The organism is Megasphaera massiliensis (genome assembly GCF_000455225.1).
Taxonomy (GTDB): domain Bacteria; phylum Bacillota; class Negativicutes; order Veillonellales; family Megasphaeraceae; genus Megasphaera; species Megasphaera massiliensis.
On sequence record NZ_HF954558.1, the window covers coordinates 64,768 to 79,502 of the forward strand.

Annotated in this window: 31 protein-coding genes; all 31 read right to left on the bottom strand. The window is 47.6% G+C overall.

Annotated elements, in window-relative coordinates; all coding sequences use genetic code 11:
- Positions 1-7 precede the first annotated feature (7 nt).
- Positions 8-988, bottom strand: a complete 981-nt coding sequence (locus TX77_RS11080; RefSeq protein ID WP_044505150.1) for a DNA-directed RNA polymerase subunit alpha — start codon at positions 986-988, stop codon at positions 8-10.
- 49 nt (positions 989-1,037) lie between these two features.
- On the bottom strand, positions 1,038-1,427 hold the full coding sequence (rpsK, locus tag TX77_RS11085) for a 30S ribosomal protein S11 (RefSeq protein ID WP_044505151.1): 390 nt from the start codon (positions 1,425-1,427) through the stop codon (positions 1,038-1,040).
- Between the two features lie 28 nt (positions 1,428-1,455).
- Positions 1,456-1,824 (bottom strand): 30S ribosomal protein S13, encoded by a 369-nt coding sequence (rpsM, locus tag TX77_RS11090; protein WP_044505152.1) that lies wholly within the window; start codon positions 1,822-1,824, stop codon positions 1,456-1,458.
- Between the two features lie 22 nt (positions 1,825-1,846).
- On the bottom strand, positions 1,847-1,960 hold the full coding sequence (rpmJ, locus tag TX77_RS11095; RefSeq protein WP_007391661.1) for a 50S ribosomal protein L36: 114 nt from the start codon (positions 1,958-1,960) through the stop codon (positions 1,847-1,849).
- Between the two features lie 23 nt (positions 1,961-1,983).
- A complete protein-coding gene (gene infA / locus TX77_RS11100) occupies positions 1,984-2,202 on the bottom strand; it encodes a translation initiation factor IF-1 (RefSeq protein WP_044505153.1) in 219 nt (72 codons plus the stop codon).
- 14 nt (positions 2,203-2,216) lie between these two features.
- Positions 2,217-2,489 (bottom strand): KOW domain-containing RNA-binding protein, encoded by a 273-nt coding sequence (locus TX77_RS11105; RefSeq protein WP_225070094.1) that lies wholly within the window; start codon positions 2,487-2,489, stop codon positions 2,217-2,219.
- Complete coding sequence (map, locus tag TX77_RS11110) at positions 2,486-3,238, bottom strand: type I methionyl aminopeptidase (protein WP_044505155.1); 753 nt, start codon at positions 3,236-3,238, stop codon at positions 2,486-2,488. The genes TX77_RS11105 and map overlap by 4 nt, the downstream gene beginning before the upstream one ends.
- 2 nt (positions 3,239-3,240) lie before the next feature.
- Positions 3,241-3,891 (bottom strand): adenylate kinase, encoded by a 651-nt coding sequence (locus TX77_RS11115; protein ID WP_044505156.1) that lies wholly within the window; start codon positions 3,889-3,891, stop codon positions 3,241-3,243.
- 16 nt (positions 3,892-3,907) lie between these two features.
- Positions 3,908-5,170 carry a preprotein translocase subunit SecY gene (secY, locus tag TX77_RS11120; RefSeq protein ID WP_044505157.1) on the bottom strand — a complete coding sequence of 421 codons (1,263 nt, stop codon included), beginning with the start codon at positions 5,168-5,170 and terminating at the stop codon, positions 3,908-3,910.
- 12 nt (positions 5,171-5,182) lie between these two features.
- Entirely contained in the window at positions 5,183-5,647 is a 465-nt protein-coding gene (gene rplO / locus TX77_RS11125; protein ID WP_044505158.1) for a 50S ribosomal protein L15, read from the bottom strand.
- A 21-nt stretch (positions 5,648-5,668) separates the two neighbouring features.
- Positions 5,669-5,848 carry a 50S ribosomal protein L30 gene (rpmD, locus tag TX77_RS13430; protein WP_014015753.1) on the bottom strand — a complete coding sequence of 60 codons (180 nt, stop codon included), beginning with the start codon at positions 5,846-5,848 and terminating at the stop codon, positions 5,669-5,671.
- An 18-nt stretch (positions 5,849-5,866) separates the two neighbouring features.
- Positions 5,867-6,367, bottom strand: coding sequence for a 30S ribosomal protein S5 (rpsE, locus tag TX77_RS11135; RefSeq protein ID WP_044505159.1), 501 nt, complete (start codon positions 6,365-6,367; stop codon positions 5,867-5,869).
- Positions 6,368-6,385: 18 nt separating this feature from the next.
- Positions 6,386-6,748, bottom strand: a complete 363-nt coding sequence (gene rplR, locus TX77_RS11140; RefSeq protein ID WP_081651747.1) for a 50S ribosomal protein L18 — start codon at positions 6,746-6,748, stop codon at positions 6,386-6,388.
- Between the two features lie 26 nt (positions 6,749-6,774).
- Positions 6,775-7,317 (bottom strand): 50S ribosomal protein L6, encoded by a 543-nt coding sequence (gene rplF, locus TX77_RS11145; protein WP_044505161.1) that lies wholly within the window; start codon positions 7,315-7,317, stop codon positions 6,775-6,777.
- Positions 7,318-7,334: 17 nt separating this feature from the next.
- Positions 7,335-7,727 carry a 30S ribosomal protein S8 gene (rpsH, locus tag TX77_RS11150; protein WP_044505162.1) on the bottom strand — a complete coding sequence of 131 codons (393 nt, stop codon included), beginning with the start codon at positions 7,725-7,727 and terminating at the stop codon, positions 7,335-7,337.
- Between the two features lie 31 nt (positions 7,728-7,758).
- On the bottom strand, positions 7,759-8,028 hold the full coding sequence (gene rpsN, locus TX77_RS11155; RefSeq protein WP_044505163.1) for a 30S ribosomal protein S14: 270 nt from the start codon (positions 8,026-8,028) through the stop codon (positions 7,759-7,761).
- An 18-nt stretch (positions 8,029-8,046) separates the two neighbouring features.
- The gene (gene rplE, locus TX77_RS13435) at positions 8,047-8,586 is read right to left on the bottom strand and encodes a 50S ribosomal protein L5 (RefSeq protein ID WP_044505164.1); all 540 of its coding nucleotides are present in this window, start codon (positions 8,584-8,586) and stop codon (positions 8,047-8,049) included.
- 21 nt (positions 8,587-8,607) lie between these two features.
- Positions 8,608-8,925 (bottom strand): 50S ribosomal protein L24, encoded by a 318-nt coding sequence (rplX, locus tag TX77_RS13440; RefSeq protein ID WP_044505165.1) that lies wholly within the window; start codon positions 8,923-8,925, stop codon positions 8,608-8,610.
- Between the two features lie 16 nt (positions 8,926-8,941).
- Positions 8,942-9,313 carry a 50S ribosomal protein L14 gene (gene rplN, locus TX77_RS11170; protein ID WP_044505166.1) on the bottom strand — a complete coding sequence of 124 codons (372 nt, stop codon included), beginning with the start codon at positions 9,311-9,313 and terminating at the stop codon, positions 8,942-8,944.
- Between the two features lie 25 nt (positions 9,314-9,338).
- On the bottom strand, positions 9,339-9,593 hold the full coding sequence (rpsQ, locus tag TX77_RS13445; RefSeq protein WP_044505167.1) for a 30S ribosomal protein S17: 255 nt from the start codon (positions 9,591-9,593) through the stop codon (positions 9,339-9,341).
- Between the two features lie 42 nt (positions 9,594-9,635).
- On the bottom strand, positions 9,636-9,836 hold the full coding sequence (rpmC, locus tag TX77_RS13450; protein WP_014015743.1) for a 50S ribosomal protein L29: 201 nt from the start codon (positions 9,834-9,836) through the stop codon (positions 9,636-9,638).
- Between the two features lies 1 nt (position 9,837).
- A complete protein-coding gene (gene rplP, locus TX77_RS11185) occupies positions 9,838-10,263 on the bottom strand; it encodes a 50S ribosomal protein L16 (RefSeq protein WP_044505168.1) in 426 nt (141 codons plus the stop codon).
- A complete protein-coding gene (gene rpsC / locus TX77_RS11190) occupies positions 10,263-10,931 on the bottom strand; it encodes a 30S ribosomal protein S3 (protein WP_044505169.1) in 669 nt (222 codons plus the stop codon). Before rpsC ends, rplP begins: the two co-directional genes overlap by 1 nt.
- 13 nt (positions 10,932-10,944) lie before the next feature.
- On the bottom strand, positions 10,945-11,280 hold the full coding sequence (gene rplV, locus TX77_RS11195; RefSeq protein ID WP_044505170.1) for a 50S ribosomal protein L22: 336 nt from the start codon (positions 11,278-11,280) through the stop codon (positions 10,945-10,947).
- A 16-nt stretch (positions 11,281-11,296) separates the two neighbouring features.
- Positions 11,297-11,572, bottom strand: a complete 276-nt coding sequence (rpsS, locus tag TX77_RS11200; protein ID WP_044505171.1) for a 30S ribosomal protein S19 — start codon at positions 11,570-11,572, stop codon at positions 11,297-11,299.
- Between the two features lie 24 nt (positions 11,573-11,596).
- Entirely contained in the window at positions 11,597-12,424 is an 828-nt protein-coding gene (gene rplB, locus TX77_RS11205; protein WP_044505172.1) for a 50S ribosomal protein L2, read from the bottom strand.
- Positions 12,425-12,454: 30 nt separating this feature from the next.
- Positions 12,455-12,739 (bottom strand): 50S ribosomal protein L23, encoded by a 285-nt coding sequence (gene rplW, locus TX77_RS11210; protein ID WP_044505173.1) that lies wholly within the window; start codon positions 12,737-12,739, stop codon positions 12,455-12,457.
- The gene (gene rplD, locus TX77_RS11215) at positions 12,739-13,362 is read right to left on the bottom strand and encodes a 50S ribosomal protein L4 (protein WP_044505174.1); all 624 of its coding nucleotides are present in this window, start codon (positions 13,360-13,362) and stop codon (positions 12,739-12,741) included. The genes rplW and rplD overlap by 1 nt, the downstream gene beginning before the upstream one ends.
- A 31-nt stretch (positions 13,363-13,393) precedes the next feature.
- On the bottom strand, positions 13,394-14,032 hold the full coding sequence (gene rplC, locus TX77_RS11220; RefSeq protein ID WP_044505175.1) for a 50S ribosomal protein L3: 639 nt from the start codon (positions 14,030-14,032) through the stop codon (positions 13,394-13,396).
- Between the two features lie 14 nt (positions 14,033-14,046).
- Positions 14,047-14,358, bottom strand: coding sequence for a 30S ribosomal protein S10 (gene rpsJ, locus TX77_RS11225; RefSeq protein WP_014015734.1), 312 nt, complete (start codon positions 14,356-14,358; stop codon positions 14,047-14,049).
- Positions 14,359-14,661: 303 nt separating this feature from the next.
- Positions 14,662-14,735 (bottom strand): EF-Tu C-terminal domain-related protein (locus TX77_RS14400; protein ID WP_154862476.1); only part of this gene is annotated, 74 nt, incomplete at its 5' end.

Consider the following 14,735-nt stretch of genomic DNA (forward strand, 5'->3'; position numbering starts at 1 on the left):
CCTCGAACTATTCTTCATTACTCGATTTTAAGTAGTAGTTGTGCATTTCTAACTTTTCAATAATTTCATCGACAGATTTCTTGCCGAGATTGCGAATCTTCGACAAGTCATCTTCCGTCCGTTCGGTGAGATCACCAATGGTGTAAATATTTGCACGTTTCAGGCAATTCGAAGCGCGGACAGACAGGTCAAGAATTTCAATCTTGATTTTGCCCTTATCGGGTTCGGTCGATTCTTCCACGGGTTCGCCATCGTCGTCAGTGAAGATAGCTTTTTCATCGTTTACCTTTGCATCGGTAGCGATGTTCTGGAAGTAGTTTAAGTAGCTGATCATAATCGATGCAGCCTTAGCAACGGCATTTTCAGTCGTGATGCTGCCATCTGTCGTTACTTCAAGGGTCAACGAATCATAGTCCATTTCGTTGCCTACCCGGATATTGCCAACGCTGTAGTTCGTGCGCACAATGGGAGAGAAGATGGAATCGATGGGAATAACGCCGATCATATCCGTTTCTTTCTTGTTCTGCGTGGACGGAACATAGCCCTTACCGCGTTCGATATGGCACTGCATGTGGATGTCAGCTTCCGTATCGAGGGTTGCGATATGGAGATCCGGGTTTAAAATTTCAATGTCTGAGTTTACGTTAAGATCGTTTGCAGTGAATTCACATTCACCAGAGATATCGATAGTGATGTCAACTTCATCTACATCATCATCCAGGAATTTAATCCGAACCTGCTTGAGGTTAAGGATGATTTCCGAAACGTCTTCCCGAACACCGGGAATAGTCGAAAATTCATGAAGAACACCATCGATTTTAATCGAAGTGATTGCTACGCCATCCAGTGATGCCAGGAGGACACGCCGCAAACTATTACCCAATGTGATTCCGTAACCCCGATCCAGAGGTTCGCATACGAATTTTCCATAGGTACCGCCGTCGTTGACTTCGACGGTTTTAACTTTAAATTTGTTATCTTCGCTCATCAGGAAAATCCTCCTATTTCAGAATCAAAACACCTTGGTTAATCATCGATTATACGCGTCTCCGTTTAGGCGGACGGCAACCGTTATGCGGAATAGGCGTTACGTCTTTGATGGAGTTTACTTCGAGACCAGCTGCCTGCAATGCGCGGATAGCAGCTTCACGACCCGAGCCCGGACCTTTTACGAAGACTTCTACCTGACGAAGGCCATGTTCCATAGCTGCTTTTGCAGCCTGTTCAGCAGCCATCTGTGCAGCAAACGGAGTGCTCTTACGGGAACCGCGGAAACCGAGGCCGCCGGCACTTGCCCAAGACAGTGCATTGCCTTTTGTATCACTAATCGTAACGATTGTATTGTTGAATGTAGAACGAATATGAGCTGCACCCGATTCTACATGTTTCTTTTCTTTTCTTTTATTGCTTCTGACATTCTTAGCCAAAATCGTTTCCCTCCTTACTTAAAGAATCTTATTTCTTCTTACCTGCTACAGCTTTTCTCGGACCTTTACGCGTACGTGCATTGGTCTTGGTGCGCTGACCGCGAACGGGAAGACCTGCGCGATGACGTTTGCCGCGATACGAATTAACTTCGATCAGGCGTTTGATGTTGAGTGCTGTGTCGCGGCGAAGATCGCCTTCAACTTTATAATCAGAACCGATGACTTCACGAATTTTCTGTACTTCGTCTTCCGTCAAATCGCGAACGCGGGTATCCGGGTTTACGCCAGTCTTCGCCAGAATCTGCTGGGAAGAAGAAAGACCAATACCTAAAATGTAAGTCAAACCAATTTCAACTCGTTTATCACATGGTAAATCCACACCGGCTATACGTGCCATCTATTCATTCACCTCCTGCTTATTAACCCTGTTTCTGTTTATGTTTCGGATTTTCGCAAATGACCATGACACGGCCTTTACGTTTAATGATTTTGCATTTTTCGCAAATCTTCTTTACTGACGGTTTTACCTTCATTATTAACCTCCTGCGTAATACTCTTACTTAAAGCGGTATGTAATGCGACCGCGATTCAGATCATACGGTGTCAATTCAAGTGTGACCCGGTCGCCCGGAAGGATACGAATGAAATTCATACGCATTTTACCGGAGACATGAGCCAACACGATGTGTTCATTTTCAAGTTTGACTTTGAACATGGCGTTTGGTAAGGCTTCAACGACGACGCCTTCTACTTCAATGACATCTACCTTCGACATAGTAACCTCCCTGGTCAATTCTTCATAGCCCGGTTTAAGACGGACCGTATCCATTCATTGCTGATTCTCACGGGACCAGCGCTTCCTTCAGATACGCTCGTTCCCAATATCCGGAGATGCCGGCAGTTCTTTTTCTTCGGCTTATCCAGGTTGTACTTTCTACCGTCAGCAATCCATACGTAGGGATAAGCCAAACTGCCGACAACAACATACAAGCAGCCTTTATCCTTGCCTGCCAGGCATTCTACGACCGTGCAGACAGGTATCATCGGAGTTCGTTCCATCATTCATCCGGTAAGGTCAGAATTTCAGGGCCGTTTTCCGTAATCGCTACTGTATGTTCGAAGTGGGCTGCCGGTTTGCCGTCTTGTGTGACGACGGTCCAGCCATTTTTCAACTGGCGGACCTTTTCCGTACCCATATTGATCATCGGTTCCAGAGCCAGGACCATGCCCGGTTCCAACAATTCGCCGTGACCGGGCATACCGTAATTCGGTACTTCCGGATCTTCGTGCATATCCGTGCCAATGCCGTGTCCGACGTAATCTCGGACGACGCTGTACCCAAAGGATTCAGCGTAGGCTTGGACGGCATGACCGATATCGCCAAGGTGATTGCCGGCTACAGCCTGTTCAATGCCCTTATAAAGGCATTCTTCAGTAACCTTCAGTAATTTGAGGGTTGCCGGGTTCACGTGGCCGACAGGAATCGTTACCGTCGAATCGCCATGGTAGCCATTTTTATTTACAACTAAATCAACGCTGATTATATCGCCATCTTTAAGCTTACGATGGCCAGGAATCCCATGGACGACTTCTTCATTTACGCTGGCGCAAATAGTTGCCGGGAATCCATAATAACCTTTACAGCTCGGAAAAGCGCCGCAACTGCGGATATAGTCTTCACAGCGCTGGTCGAGCTCACCCGTCGTAATGCCGGGCTTTGCCAGCTTCTTCATGAGAGCTAAGGCATTGGCCGTAATACGGCCAGCGTCGCGAATATATTCAATTTCCCGTTTTGATTTTAAGATGATCATGCTTATTTACTCTTTTCAAGACTAGCGATGATGTCTTTGTATACATCATCCATATTCTGTTCTCCATCAATTTCAATATAGAGATTGGAATTTTTATAGTAGTCAATGAGCGGTTTCGTCTGTGCAGCGTATACACTCAGACGCTTTTTGACGGTTTCAACTTTATCGTCGTCGCGCTGGTATAATTCACCGCCGCATTTATCGCAAACGTTCTTTACCTTGGACGGTTTGAATGTGACATGGTATGTCGTACCGCAAGAGCGGCAGATCTGACGGCCCGTCGTCCGCTTGATGAGTTCTTCATCGGGAACGGCGATGTTGATGACGCCATCGAGTTTGATGCCGAGATCCCGAAGGATGGCATCGAGGGATACAGCCTGGCTGGTCGTACGCGGGAAGCCGTCGAGGATAAAGCCTTTTTTGCAGTCGTCTTTAGAAAGACGTTCCTTGACAATTCCTACGGTAACAGCATCGGGTACGAGCTGGCCGTTGTCCATATACTTTTTGGCTTCAAGACCGAGCGGAGTCTGTTCTTTTACAGCTGCCCGGAACATATCGCCTGTCGAAATCTGGGGAATACCATATTTGTCAATCAATCGTTCAGCCTGGGTACCTTTACCGGCGCCCGGAGGGCCCATTAAAAGAATATACACTCAAACTACCCCCTTATTATTTCATAAATCCTTGATATTGTCTATTCAAAACTAAGGATTCTGCCTGCTTCATCGTATCGATGGCAACACCGACGACGATGAGGATGGCTGTACCGCCGAAGTAAACCCCTTCAATGCCAGTAATCCAACCGATAAAGTTCGGTAGGATGGCGATGAATGCTAAGAAGAAGGCACCGGCGAGGGTAATTCTCGTCATGATGCGATCGATATACAGGGCAGTCGGCTGACCCGGACGGATGCCCGGAATGAAGCCGCCATACTTCTGCATATTTTCCGTAAGCTGAGGGATGTTCAGCGAAATAGCCGTGTAGAAATATGTGAAGAACATAATCAGAACGGCGTACATGACCGTATTGGTAACGGTGCCCCATGCAAAGTAGCTGGCAATCCATTGGACTGTGTCATTCTGTACGAACTGTGCGATCGTAATCGGGAACATCAGTACAGACGATGCAAAGATGATGGGGATAACGCCGGCCTGGTTGACTTTCAGCGGAATGTGTGTCGAGTGGCCGCCATACATCTTACGACCGACAATGCGTTTTGCATATTGTACCGCAACGCGCCGCTGTCCCTGCGTAACTTCGATGACCACAATGATCATGAACAAAGCGATAACGACAAAAAGTAAGGCCTGGAAGATATTAATCGAACCGGCCTGAATATACTGATAAATCGTCATGACGCCTTGGGGGAAACGCGCTACGATACCGGCGAAGATGATCAGCGAAATGCCGTTGCCGATGCCGCCGGCTGTGATCTGGTCACCGAGCCACATGAGGAAACAAGTCCCTGCCGTAAGAATCAGTGATACCATGACGACCATAGCCCAGCTGTCGACGATGAGCGCACCGTTGACTTTCAGTGCATAGCTCATGGCAAAGGCCTGAATCAATGCCAGGACAACCGTACCGTACCGCGTGACCTTTTGGATCTTATCGCGGCCTTCTTGATTATCCTTGGCCCATTGTTCAAACGTTGGAACGACGGCGGTCAGCAGCTGCATGATAATCGACGCGTTGATGTACGGCGTGATGCTCATGGCCAGGATGGAGAACTTACTCAGTGCCCCACCGGCAAACAAGTCGAGTAATCCGAACAAGTTGCCGCTGCTGAAGAGGTTTTCAATGACCGACGAGTCGACACCCGGTACGGGGATGTGTACACCCAGTCTGAAAACGACGAACATAATAAGAGTGAAGACCGCCCGTTTCCGGAATTCCGGAACGTTAAGTACGTTTTGGATGTTCTCTAACATCGCAAATCACCCCTACTGTTCTGCTACCGGTTCTTCTCCCGGTACTACAACCTTACCACCTGCAGCTTCAATCTTTTCTTTAGCAGATTTCGTGAAACCATTGGCTACGACGGTCAGTTTCTTTTCGAGTTCGCCATTGCCGAGGATGCGGATGCCGTCGCGGACATTCTTAACGATGCCAGCTTCGACTAAAGCAACGGGATCGACAGTCGTGCCGTCTTCAAAGCGGTTGAGTACAGAAACATTAACTTCTGCATATTCTTTACCCCAAATGTTGGTGAAACCACGTTTCGGGAGCAAACGATACAGCGGCATCTGGCCACCTTCGAAGCCCGGGCGCTTACCGCCACCGCTACGAGAAAGCTGACCTTTCATACCTTTACCGGCCGTTTTGCCGTTACCGGAACCGATACCACGGCCGACGCGGTTACGTTTTTTCTTGGAACCAGGAACAATACTCATTTCATGAAGTTTCAATTCAGCGCACCTCCTTCTATATTAAATTTCTTCTACTTTTACCAAGTGTTCTACTTTATGAAGCATCCCTTTGATCTGGGGGGTTACTTCTTTTACTACGCTGGAGTTCGTCTTGTGGAGACCGAGGGCAACGATGGTTGCGCGCTGATCGCCAGGACGGCCAGCCAAACTCTTTACGAGTGTAACTTTAACCTGAGCCATCTTGTTATATCCTCCTTATTAACCGTAAATTTCTTCTACAGTTTTGCCACGGAGTTCAGCAACTTTATTGACATCCTTCAAGCTGCTCAAACCTTCGAGCGTAGCCTGAACCATGTTGTTCGGGTTGGAAGAACCGATCGATTTGGTGAGGATGTTGCGGACGCCAGCCAGTTCCAATACGGCACGAACCGGGCCGCCGGCAATGACGCCAGTACCTTCAGCAGCCGGTTTCAGGAATACCTGGCCTGCGCCGAAAATACCCGTAACTTTATGGGGAATGGAACCGTTTTTCAACGGAACGGAAATCATATGTTTCTTAGCGTCTTCGACGCCTTTACGGATTGCTTCAGGAACTTCACCGGCTTTACCTAAACCTGCGCCAACACGGCCATTGCCGTCACCGACAACAACGAGGGCACTGAAGGAAAAACGACGGCCGCCTTTAACTACCTTAGCAACACGGTTGATGAATACTACATTTTCCTGTAATTCGAGACCTGCATGGTCAACTTTTGCCATGTGTTATTTCCTCCTTGATTAGAATTTCAAGCCAGCTTCACGAGCTGCTTCAGCGAGAGCTGCAACACGGCCGTGATAGATGTAACCGCCACGGTCGAAAACGACAGTCGTAATACCTTTTTCAACAGCTCGTTTAGCAACCAAAGCACCTACCAATTTTGCGCCTTCAGCGTTGCCGCCGGTGACGTTCTGATCTTTCAGTTCTTTGTCCAAAGAGCTTGCTGCAACCAAGGTTACGCCGTTTACGTCGTCGATGACCTGGGCATAAATATTGTTAAGGCTGCGGAAAACGTTGAGACGCGGACGTTCTGCCGTGCCGTTGATGTTCTTGCGTAAACGCCAATGCCGTTTCAAACGGATTGTGTTTTTACTCTTATTCAAGGAATTCACTCCTTTCTAATTAAATCTTATTTCTTAGTACCAGCTTTACCGGCTTTACGACGGACATGTTCGCCAACATAACGGATACCTTTGCCCTTATACGGTTCAGGGAGACGGTAGCCGCGAACTTTAGCAGCGAATTCACCGACAACTTCGTTGTCTGCACCGGAAATGTGGATCTGCGTAGCACTCGGGCATTCGATGGTAACACCGGCCGGGGCGTCGAGTTCGAGGGGATGGGAGAAACCAAGAGTCAAGGCAAGTTTCTTACCTTTCATCTGTGCTCTGTAACCAACACCGACGATTTCCAATTCCTTTTTGAAGCCTTCCGAAACACCTTTAACCATGTTGGCTACGAGTGCGCGGGTGAGGCCGTGCAGTGCACGGTGATTTTTATCGTCAGACGGACGTTCTACAGTGATAACGTTGTCATTAATTGTGACTTTCATATCCTGGTGAAGCGTACGTGTGAGTTCGCCTTTCGGGCCTTTTACGGTAATTACGTGGCCATCGAGGTTTACATTTACGCCTGCCGGAATATCAATAGGCATTCTACCTACTCGGGACATATTGACACCTCCAAAATTTACCAGACGTAAGCGAGAACTTCGCCGCCCAAGCCGAGTTTACGAGCCTGTTTGTCGCTCATAACACCTTGAGACGTAGAAATTACAGCGATCCCCAAACCACCGAGAACGCGCGGGAGTTCTTCTTTGCCAGCGTATACGCGCAGGCCCGGTTTGGAAATTCTCTTGATGCCGGTAATTACTTTTTCTTTATTAGAACCATATTTCAACGTAACTTTCAGCGTTTTGCCTTCGTTTACGGATTCGTAGTTTTTGACGAAACCTTCTTCTTTGAGGATGTCGAGCATTGCTGCTTTAATCTTCGAAGCAGGGATTTCTACTTTTTCGTGATATGCCGAGTTAGCATTACGGATTCTTGTGAGCATATCCGCAATCGGATCGGTCATTGCCATAATCTAAAAACCTCCCTCCATGGAATACGTGTTACCAGCTGGCTTTTTTAACGCCAGGGATCTGACCTTTATAAGCCAGTTCACGGAATGTGATGCGGCAGATGCCAAATTTACGCATATAACCGTGAGGACGGCCGGTTATTTTGCAGCGGTTGTGCAGACGAACCGGAGATGCGTTAGCCGGCAGCTGAGAAAGTGCTTCATAGTCGCCTTTTGCTTTGAGTTCAGCACGAAGCTTAGCGTATTTGGCAACCATTTTTTCACGTTTCTTTTCACGTTCAAGCATCGATTTCTTTGCCATGTATGTTATCCTCCTCTATTACTTTTCAAAAGGCATGCCCATCAGTTTCAACATGTCGCGACCTTCTTCGTCGGTCGCAGCCGTCGTAACGATGGTGATATCCATGCCGCGAGCTTTATCAACCTTATCATATTCGATTTCCGGGAAGATAAGCTGTTCCTTCAGGCCGAGGGTGTAGTTGCCGCGGCCGTCGAAGCCGGTTGCACTGACACCATGGAAGTCACGGACACGGGGAAGCGTCAAGTTCATCAATTTATCGAGGAACTCATACATGCGTTCGCCGCGAAGCGTAACTTTGCAGCCGAGGTTCATGCCTTCACGGATTTTGAAAGCTGCGATAGATTTCTTAGCTTTCGTGATGATCGGTTTCTGACCGGAAATGATGGTCATATCGCTAACAGCAGCATCCAAGGCTTTGGAGTTGGTAACAGCTTCGCCAACGGCCATGTTGATAACAACTTTGGTAACCTTCGGAATCTGCATTACATTTTTATAACTGTATTTTTCCTGTAAACCTTTCACAACTTCGGAAAGGTATTTGTCTTTTAATCTGGACACTCTCAAGGGCCTCCCTTCTTATTAGATAGCTTTACCGCTCTTTACGGCTGTACGAACTTTAGTGCCGTCGGCCTGCTGGACCATTTTGACACGAGTCGGTTTGCCGCTTTCAGGATCTACGAGCATTACGTTGGAAACATGGATAGCAGCTTCCTTGGTGATAATGCCGCCTTGAGGATTGTTCTGACTCGGTTTCGTGTGGCGCTTAACCTGGTTAAGGCCTTCAACTACGACGCGGTCTTTTTTCGGATACGTTGCGATGACCTTGCCTTTTTTGCCTTTTTCTTTACCGGCAATGACAATGACCGTATCGCCTGTTTTAACGTGCATTTTACCCATTGAGAACACCCCCTCCTTATAATACTTCCGGAGCCAGGGAGATAATCTTCATGAAATCTTTTTCACGCAGTTCTCTGGCAACGGGCCCAAAAATACGAGTACCTTTCGGACTTTTATCATTGTTGTTGATTACGACAGCGGCGTTTTCGTCGAAACGGATATAGGAACCGTCAGCACGGCGCAAACCCTTTTTAGAACGGACGATAACAGCTTTGACTACATCGCCCTTCTTGACAACGCCACCGGGTGATGCATCTTTAACAGATGCTGTAATGATATCACCAATGTTGCCATATTTACGATACGAGCCACCCATGACCTGGATGCACAAAATTTTCTTGGCACCAGTATTGTCGGCAACATTCAACATAGTTTCTTGCTGAATCATGGCTTAACCTCCTAATTAATGAAGCTTATTTAGCTTTTTCTACGATCGTCACGACTCTCCAGTGTTTCTGTTTGGACAGCGGACGGGTTTCTTCAATACGAACGACGTCGCCAATGTGGCATTCGTTGTTTTCATCGTGGGCTTTAAATTTAACCGTCGAGATGATCGGCTTTTTATACAGCTTATGCTGTGTCTTATATTCTACAGCAACGACAATTGTTTTGTCCATTTTATCGCTGACTACTTTACCTACGCGAATTTTACGTTCATTTCTTTCCATCTGTGCTTGTGACCTCCTTTTAGATTCCAATTATGGACGTTCTTACGCCTGCGCTTTCAGTTCTGCTTCACGCTGTACCGTTTTGATGCGAGCGATTGTCTTCTTAACTTCGCGGATACGCATTGGATTTTCTAATTGGCCGGTCGCATGTTGAAAACGGAGGTTAAACAATTCTTCTTTCAGGCTAACCACTTTTTCATCCATTTCGGCAGCGCTCAGCGCACGGATTTCTTTAACCTTCATTTTATTCACCACCTAATTCCTGACCTTTAACAACAAACTTCGTTTTAATCGGCAGCTTATGGCCAGCGAGACGCATTGCTTCACGAGCAACTTCTGCGCTTACGCCACCCATTTCAAAGAGTACGCGGCCCGGTTTTGCAACAGCAACCCAGTATTCCGGAGCACCTTTACCGGAACCCATACGAGTACCAGCCGGTTTTGCCGTAACCGGTTTGTCCGGGAAAATCTTGATCCAAACTTTACCGCCACGTTTGATGTAACGTGTCATAGCGATACGGGCAGCTTCGATCTGACGGTTCGTAATCCACGACGGTTCGAGAGCGACGAGACCATATTCACCATGAGCGACTTTATTACCACGATGTGCCTGGCCTTTCATACGGCCACGGAACTGTTTACGATATTTGACACGTTTTGGAATTAACATTACGCTTCACTCCCTTCGTGCTTTTTCGGAGCTTTTTTAGCTTCCGGGAGGATTTCACCTTTGTAAATCCAGCATTTAATGCCGATGCAGCCATACGTCGTATGAGCTTCAGCAAAGCCATAGTCGATGTCAGCGCGGAGCGTGTGCAAGGGAATAGAACCATCGCGGAGGCTTTCGCTGCGAGCGATTTCAGCACCGCCAAGACGGCCGGAGCACATGATTTTGATACCCTTAGCGCCCATACGCATCGTGCGGCCAACGCACTGTTTCATAGCGCGGCGGAAGCCGATACGGCGTTCGAGCTGGCTGGCAACGTTTTCAGCAACCAAGGTTGCATCCATTTCGGCCTGTTTGATTTCAGCAATGTTTACGTCGACAGTCTTCGTCGTGAAGGCTTTCAACGCTTTTTTAATATCTTCAATACCTGCGCCGCCACGGCCGATGACCATGCCCGGTTTAGCAGTATGGATAACCAATTTGATACGTTTTGCAGAGCGTTCGATTTCAATGCGGGAAACACCTGCAATGTATAACTGTTTCTTTAAGAATTCACGGATCTTAACGTCTTCATTTAAGAGTGCAGCGTAATCTTTTTCTGCATACCATTTTGCGTCCCATGGTTTGGAAACGCCGACGCGGAATCCATGGGCATTAACTTTCTGACCCACTACATTTCCCTCCTTATGCTTTTTCGTCAACAACAACCGTCAAATGACTGGAATGCTTGAGAATTTTGAAAGCCTGTCCACGGCTGCGCGGATGAATACGTTTCATCGTGGAATCCTGGTCAACAAAAATTTCAGAAATGAACAATTTTGCAACGTCCATATCGTTATTGTGTTCCGCATTAGCAACGGCACTGCGCAAAGTCTTTTCAACTACACGAGAACCCACTTTCGGAGTGAATTTCAAGATAGAGATAGCTTCGCCGACGTTTTTACCCCGAACCAAGTCAGCAACAATCCGAATTTTACGGGGAGCAATGCGAATGTGTTTCGTAACAGCTTTTACTGCCATTTATGTTACCCCCTTCTTATCTGGTTACTTTTTCGGCTTTAGCATGACCCTTGAATGTACGAGTCGGTGCAAATTCGCCCAATTTATGACCTACCATATCTTCCGTGATATAGACAGGTACATGTTTCCGGCCGTCGTGAACAGCAATCGTGTGGCCGACGAAGTTCGGCAGGATCATCGATGCACGGGACCAGGTTTTGATGACTTTCTTTTCGTTGGCTTCGTTCATAGCGTCGATTTTCTTCAAGAGATGATGTGCTACGAATGGGCCCTTTTTAATGGATCTGGACACTTAGTTATCTCCTTTCCTCAACACTTATTTACGTCTCTTCACAATAAACTTATTGGAAGCTTTTTTAGAGTCGCGAGTCTTGACGCCATAAGCAGGTTTACCCCAAGGAGTAACCGGGCGTTTACGACCAACAGGAGCCTTACCTTCACCACCGCCATGAGGATGATCGCACGGGTTCATGACGACACCACGGTTGCCCGGGCGAACGCCCAACCAGCGGGAACGGCCGGCTTTACCGATCGTGATGTTTTCATAATCCGTATTGCTTACGACACCGATGGTAGCGCGGCAGCGGATGTGTACCTGACGAAGTTCGCCCGACGGCAGACGAAGAAGTGCATAGTTGCCTTCTTTAGCCATGAGCTGTGCCGATTCACCGGCGGAACGAACCATCTGGCCGCCCTTGCCGATTTTCATTTCAACGTTGTGTACGAGGGTACCGAGGGGGATGTTCTGGAGCGGCAAAGCATTGCCAACCTTGATATCCGATTCGGGACCGCTGTAAACGACGTCGCCAACTTTAAGACCGTTCGGAGCGATGATGTATTTCTTTTCGCCATCTGCATAGAACAGAAGGGCGATATTGGCAGAGCGGTTCGGATCGTATTCGATCGTCGCAACTTTTGCCGGGATGTTGTCTTTAATACGTTTGAAGTCGATCAAACGGTAACGGCGTTTGTGACCGCCGCCCTGATGACGGACAGTCATACGGCCGCTGTTATTACGACCGCCCTTATTGGTTACTTTGACCAATAAGGATTTTTCCGGTTTAGACGCCGTAATGTCTTCGAATGTCGAAACAGTCATGAAACGGCGGCTAGCGGAGTACGGTTTAAATGATTTAATGGCCATTGTAGTGCCTCCTCCTTATTCGTTAAATGCTTAAGCTCCTTCGAAGAATTCGATGGTTTCGCCTTCCTGAAGGGTTACGATGGCTTTTTTGTAATCCGGGCGCTTGCCGATGTATTTGCCCATGCGCTTGAATTTACCCATCGTGCGAAGTGTTGCTACGCTTTTAACTTTGACGCCGAAAATGGCTTCAACAGCTTTACGAATTTCAACTTTGTTAGCATGGAGCGGTACTTTAAATGTATATTTGCCATCAGACATCATCATCGTCGTTTTTTCGGTGATGACCGGTTTTAACAAGAGATCATGCATGTTCATTATGCGAGCACCTCCTCAATCTTAGCGACAGCGCTCTTCGTAACGAACAATTTCGTGTAGTGGAGCAGATCAAAGATGTTTACGCCAGTCGTAGAAATGGCTTTAACGCCTTTGATGTTGCGTGCGCAGCGTTCTACAACTTCATCGTTGTCGGTGATGAAAAGAACTTTTTCACCGGCGAATTTGAAGTTATTGATGAGCGTAACAACTTCTTTCGTTTTCGGAGCTGCGAGATTGATTTCGTCGAGGACGAACAATTCATTAGTATTGACTTTATCGCTCAAAGCGGATTTAACAGCCAGACGGCGAGCTTTACGAGGCATTTTCTGTTCGTAAGAGCGCGGATGGGGACCCCAAATGGTGCCGCCACCAACCCACAACGGGCTGCGGTTACTGCCTACACGGGCCCGGTCGGTTCCTTTCTGTTTCCAAGGCTTTCTGCCACCGCCGCGAACGAGGCCGCGAGTTTTAGTGGAATGTGTGCCTAAGCGCTGGTTGGCGAGCTGACGGAGAACGGCCTGACGCATAACGGCTTCGTTCACTTCAACGCCAAATACGCTATCGTTCAATTCGATTTCACCGGTCTGTGCACCGGCAATATTATACGTGCTTACTTTTGGCATTATATTTTATCCTCCTTCCTGTAGACAACTATTAGCGGGGTTTTACGGTATCGCGAATCATAACCAAGCTGCCTTTAGCGCCCGGGATGCCGCCTTTAACCAAGATGAGGTTCTTATCCATATCGACTTTAACGATCGAAAGATGAAGAACGGTTGCCTGGTTGCCACCCATTTGTCCAGGAAGTTTTTTACCCTTGACGACTTTACCGCCGCCACCACTGGTCATAGGTCCGAGAGAACCGGGTTCACGATGAGATTTAGAGCCGTGACCCATCGGTCCGCGGTGGAAACCGTGACGTTTGATAGTACCTGCAAACCCTTTACCTTTGCTGGTGCCAATTACGTCGACGAGATCGCCGCTTGCGAAAATATCAGCTGCCAGAGTTTGGCCTGCCGTATATTCCGGCGTATCTGTCAAACGGAATTCGCGAAGATACTTAACAGGAGCAACGCCTGCTTTGTCGAATTGACCCTTAACGGGTTTCGTCAGATGTTTTTCTTTGATTTCACCATAGCCGAGCTGAATGGAGTTGTATCCGTCCGTATCAACGGTCTTGACGCGTACAACTACGTTCGGGGAAGCTTCGACGACGGTTACAGGGACGACTGCGCCTTCTTCGGTGAAGACCTGAGTCATACCTAATTTTTTACCCAAAATAGCTTTAGACATAATCGCACCTCCTCCTATAATTTGATTTCGATGTCTACGCCAGCCGGCAGATCGAGACGGGTCAAGGCATCAACGGTTTTGTTCGATGCTTCGAGGATATCGATCAAGCGTTTGTGCGTACGGAGTTCGAACTGTTCACGAGAGTCTTTGTTAACATGGGGAGAACGAAGAATCGTGAAGATGTTCTTTTCTGTCGGAAGCGGAATCGGTCCGGATACCATTGCACCGGTACGTTTCGCCGTGTCGACGATTTTCGCCGCGCTCTGATCAAGCGTTTTGTGATCGTAAGCTTTAAGGCGAATACGAATTCTTTCCTGTTTTGCCATTACTTAATTCCTCCTAACGTCTATTTCGTTGAATAGACTGCTCCATAAGAGTTTCCCCGCGGTGCGGGCAACATCTTATATCATAGTTTAGCGCGTTTAGAGAGTATTTCCCTGTTGTCGCGTACCTACCTAGTTTACTACAAAAAGCGGCATGACGCAAGGATTTTTCAAGTCATTTCAAAATTTTTCTGACCGATTTAACATACATTACATGTCTCTCTATCATGCTAAAGAAAAAGACGAACTGCTACATAGTAACAGTTCGTCCTTATAACAGCAGAAGCAATCTGCTGCAGGTGTATTTTAGCCTTCGATTTCGGAAACGACGCCGGCACCAACGGTACGGCCGCCTTCACGAATAGCGAAGCGGAGACCAG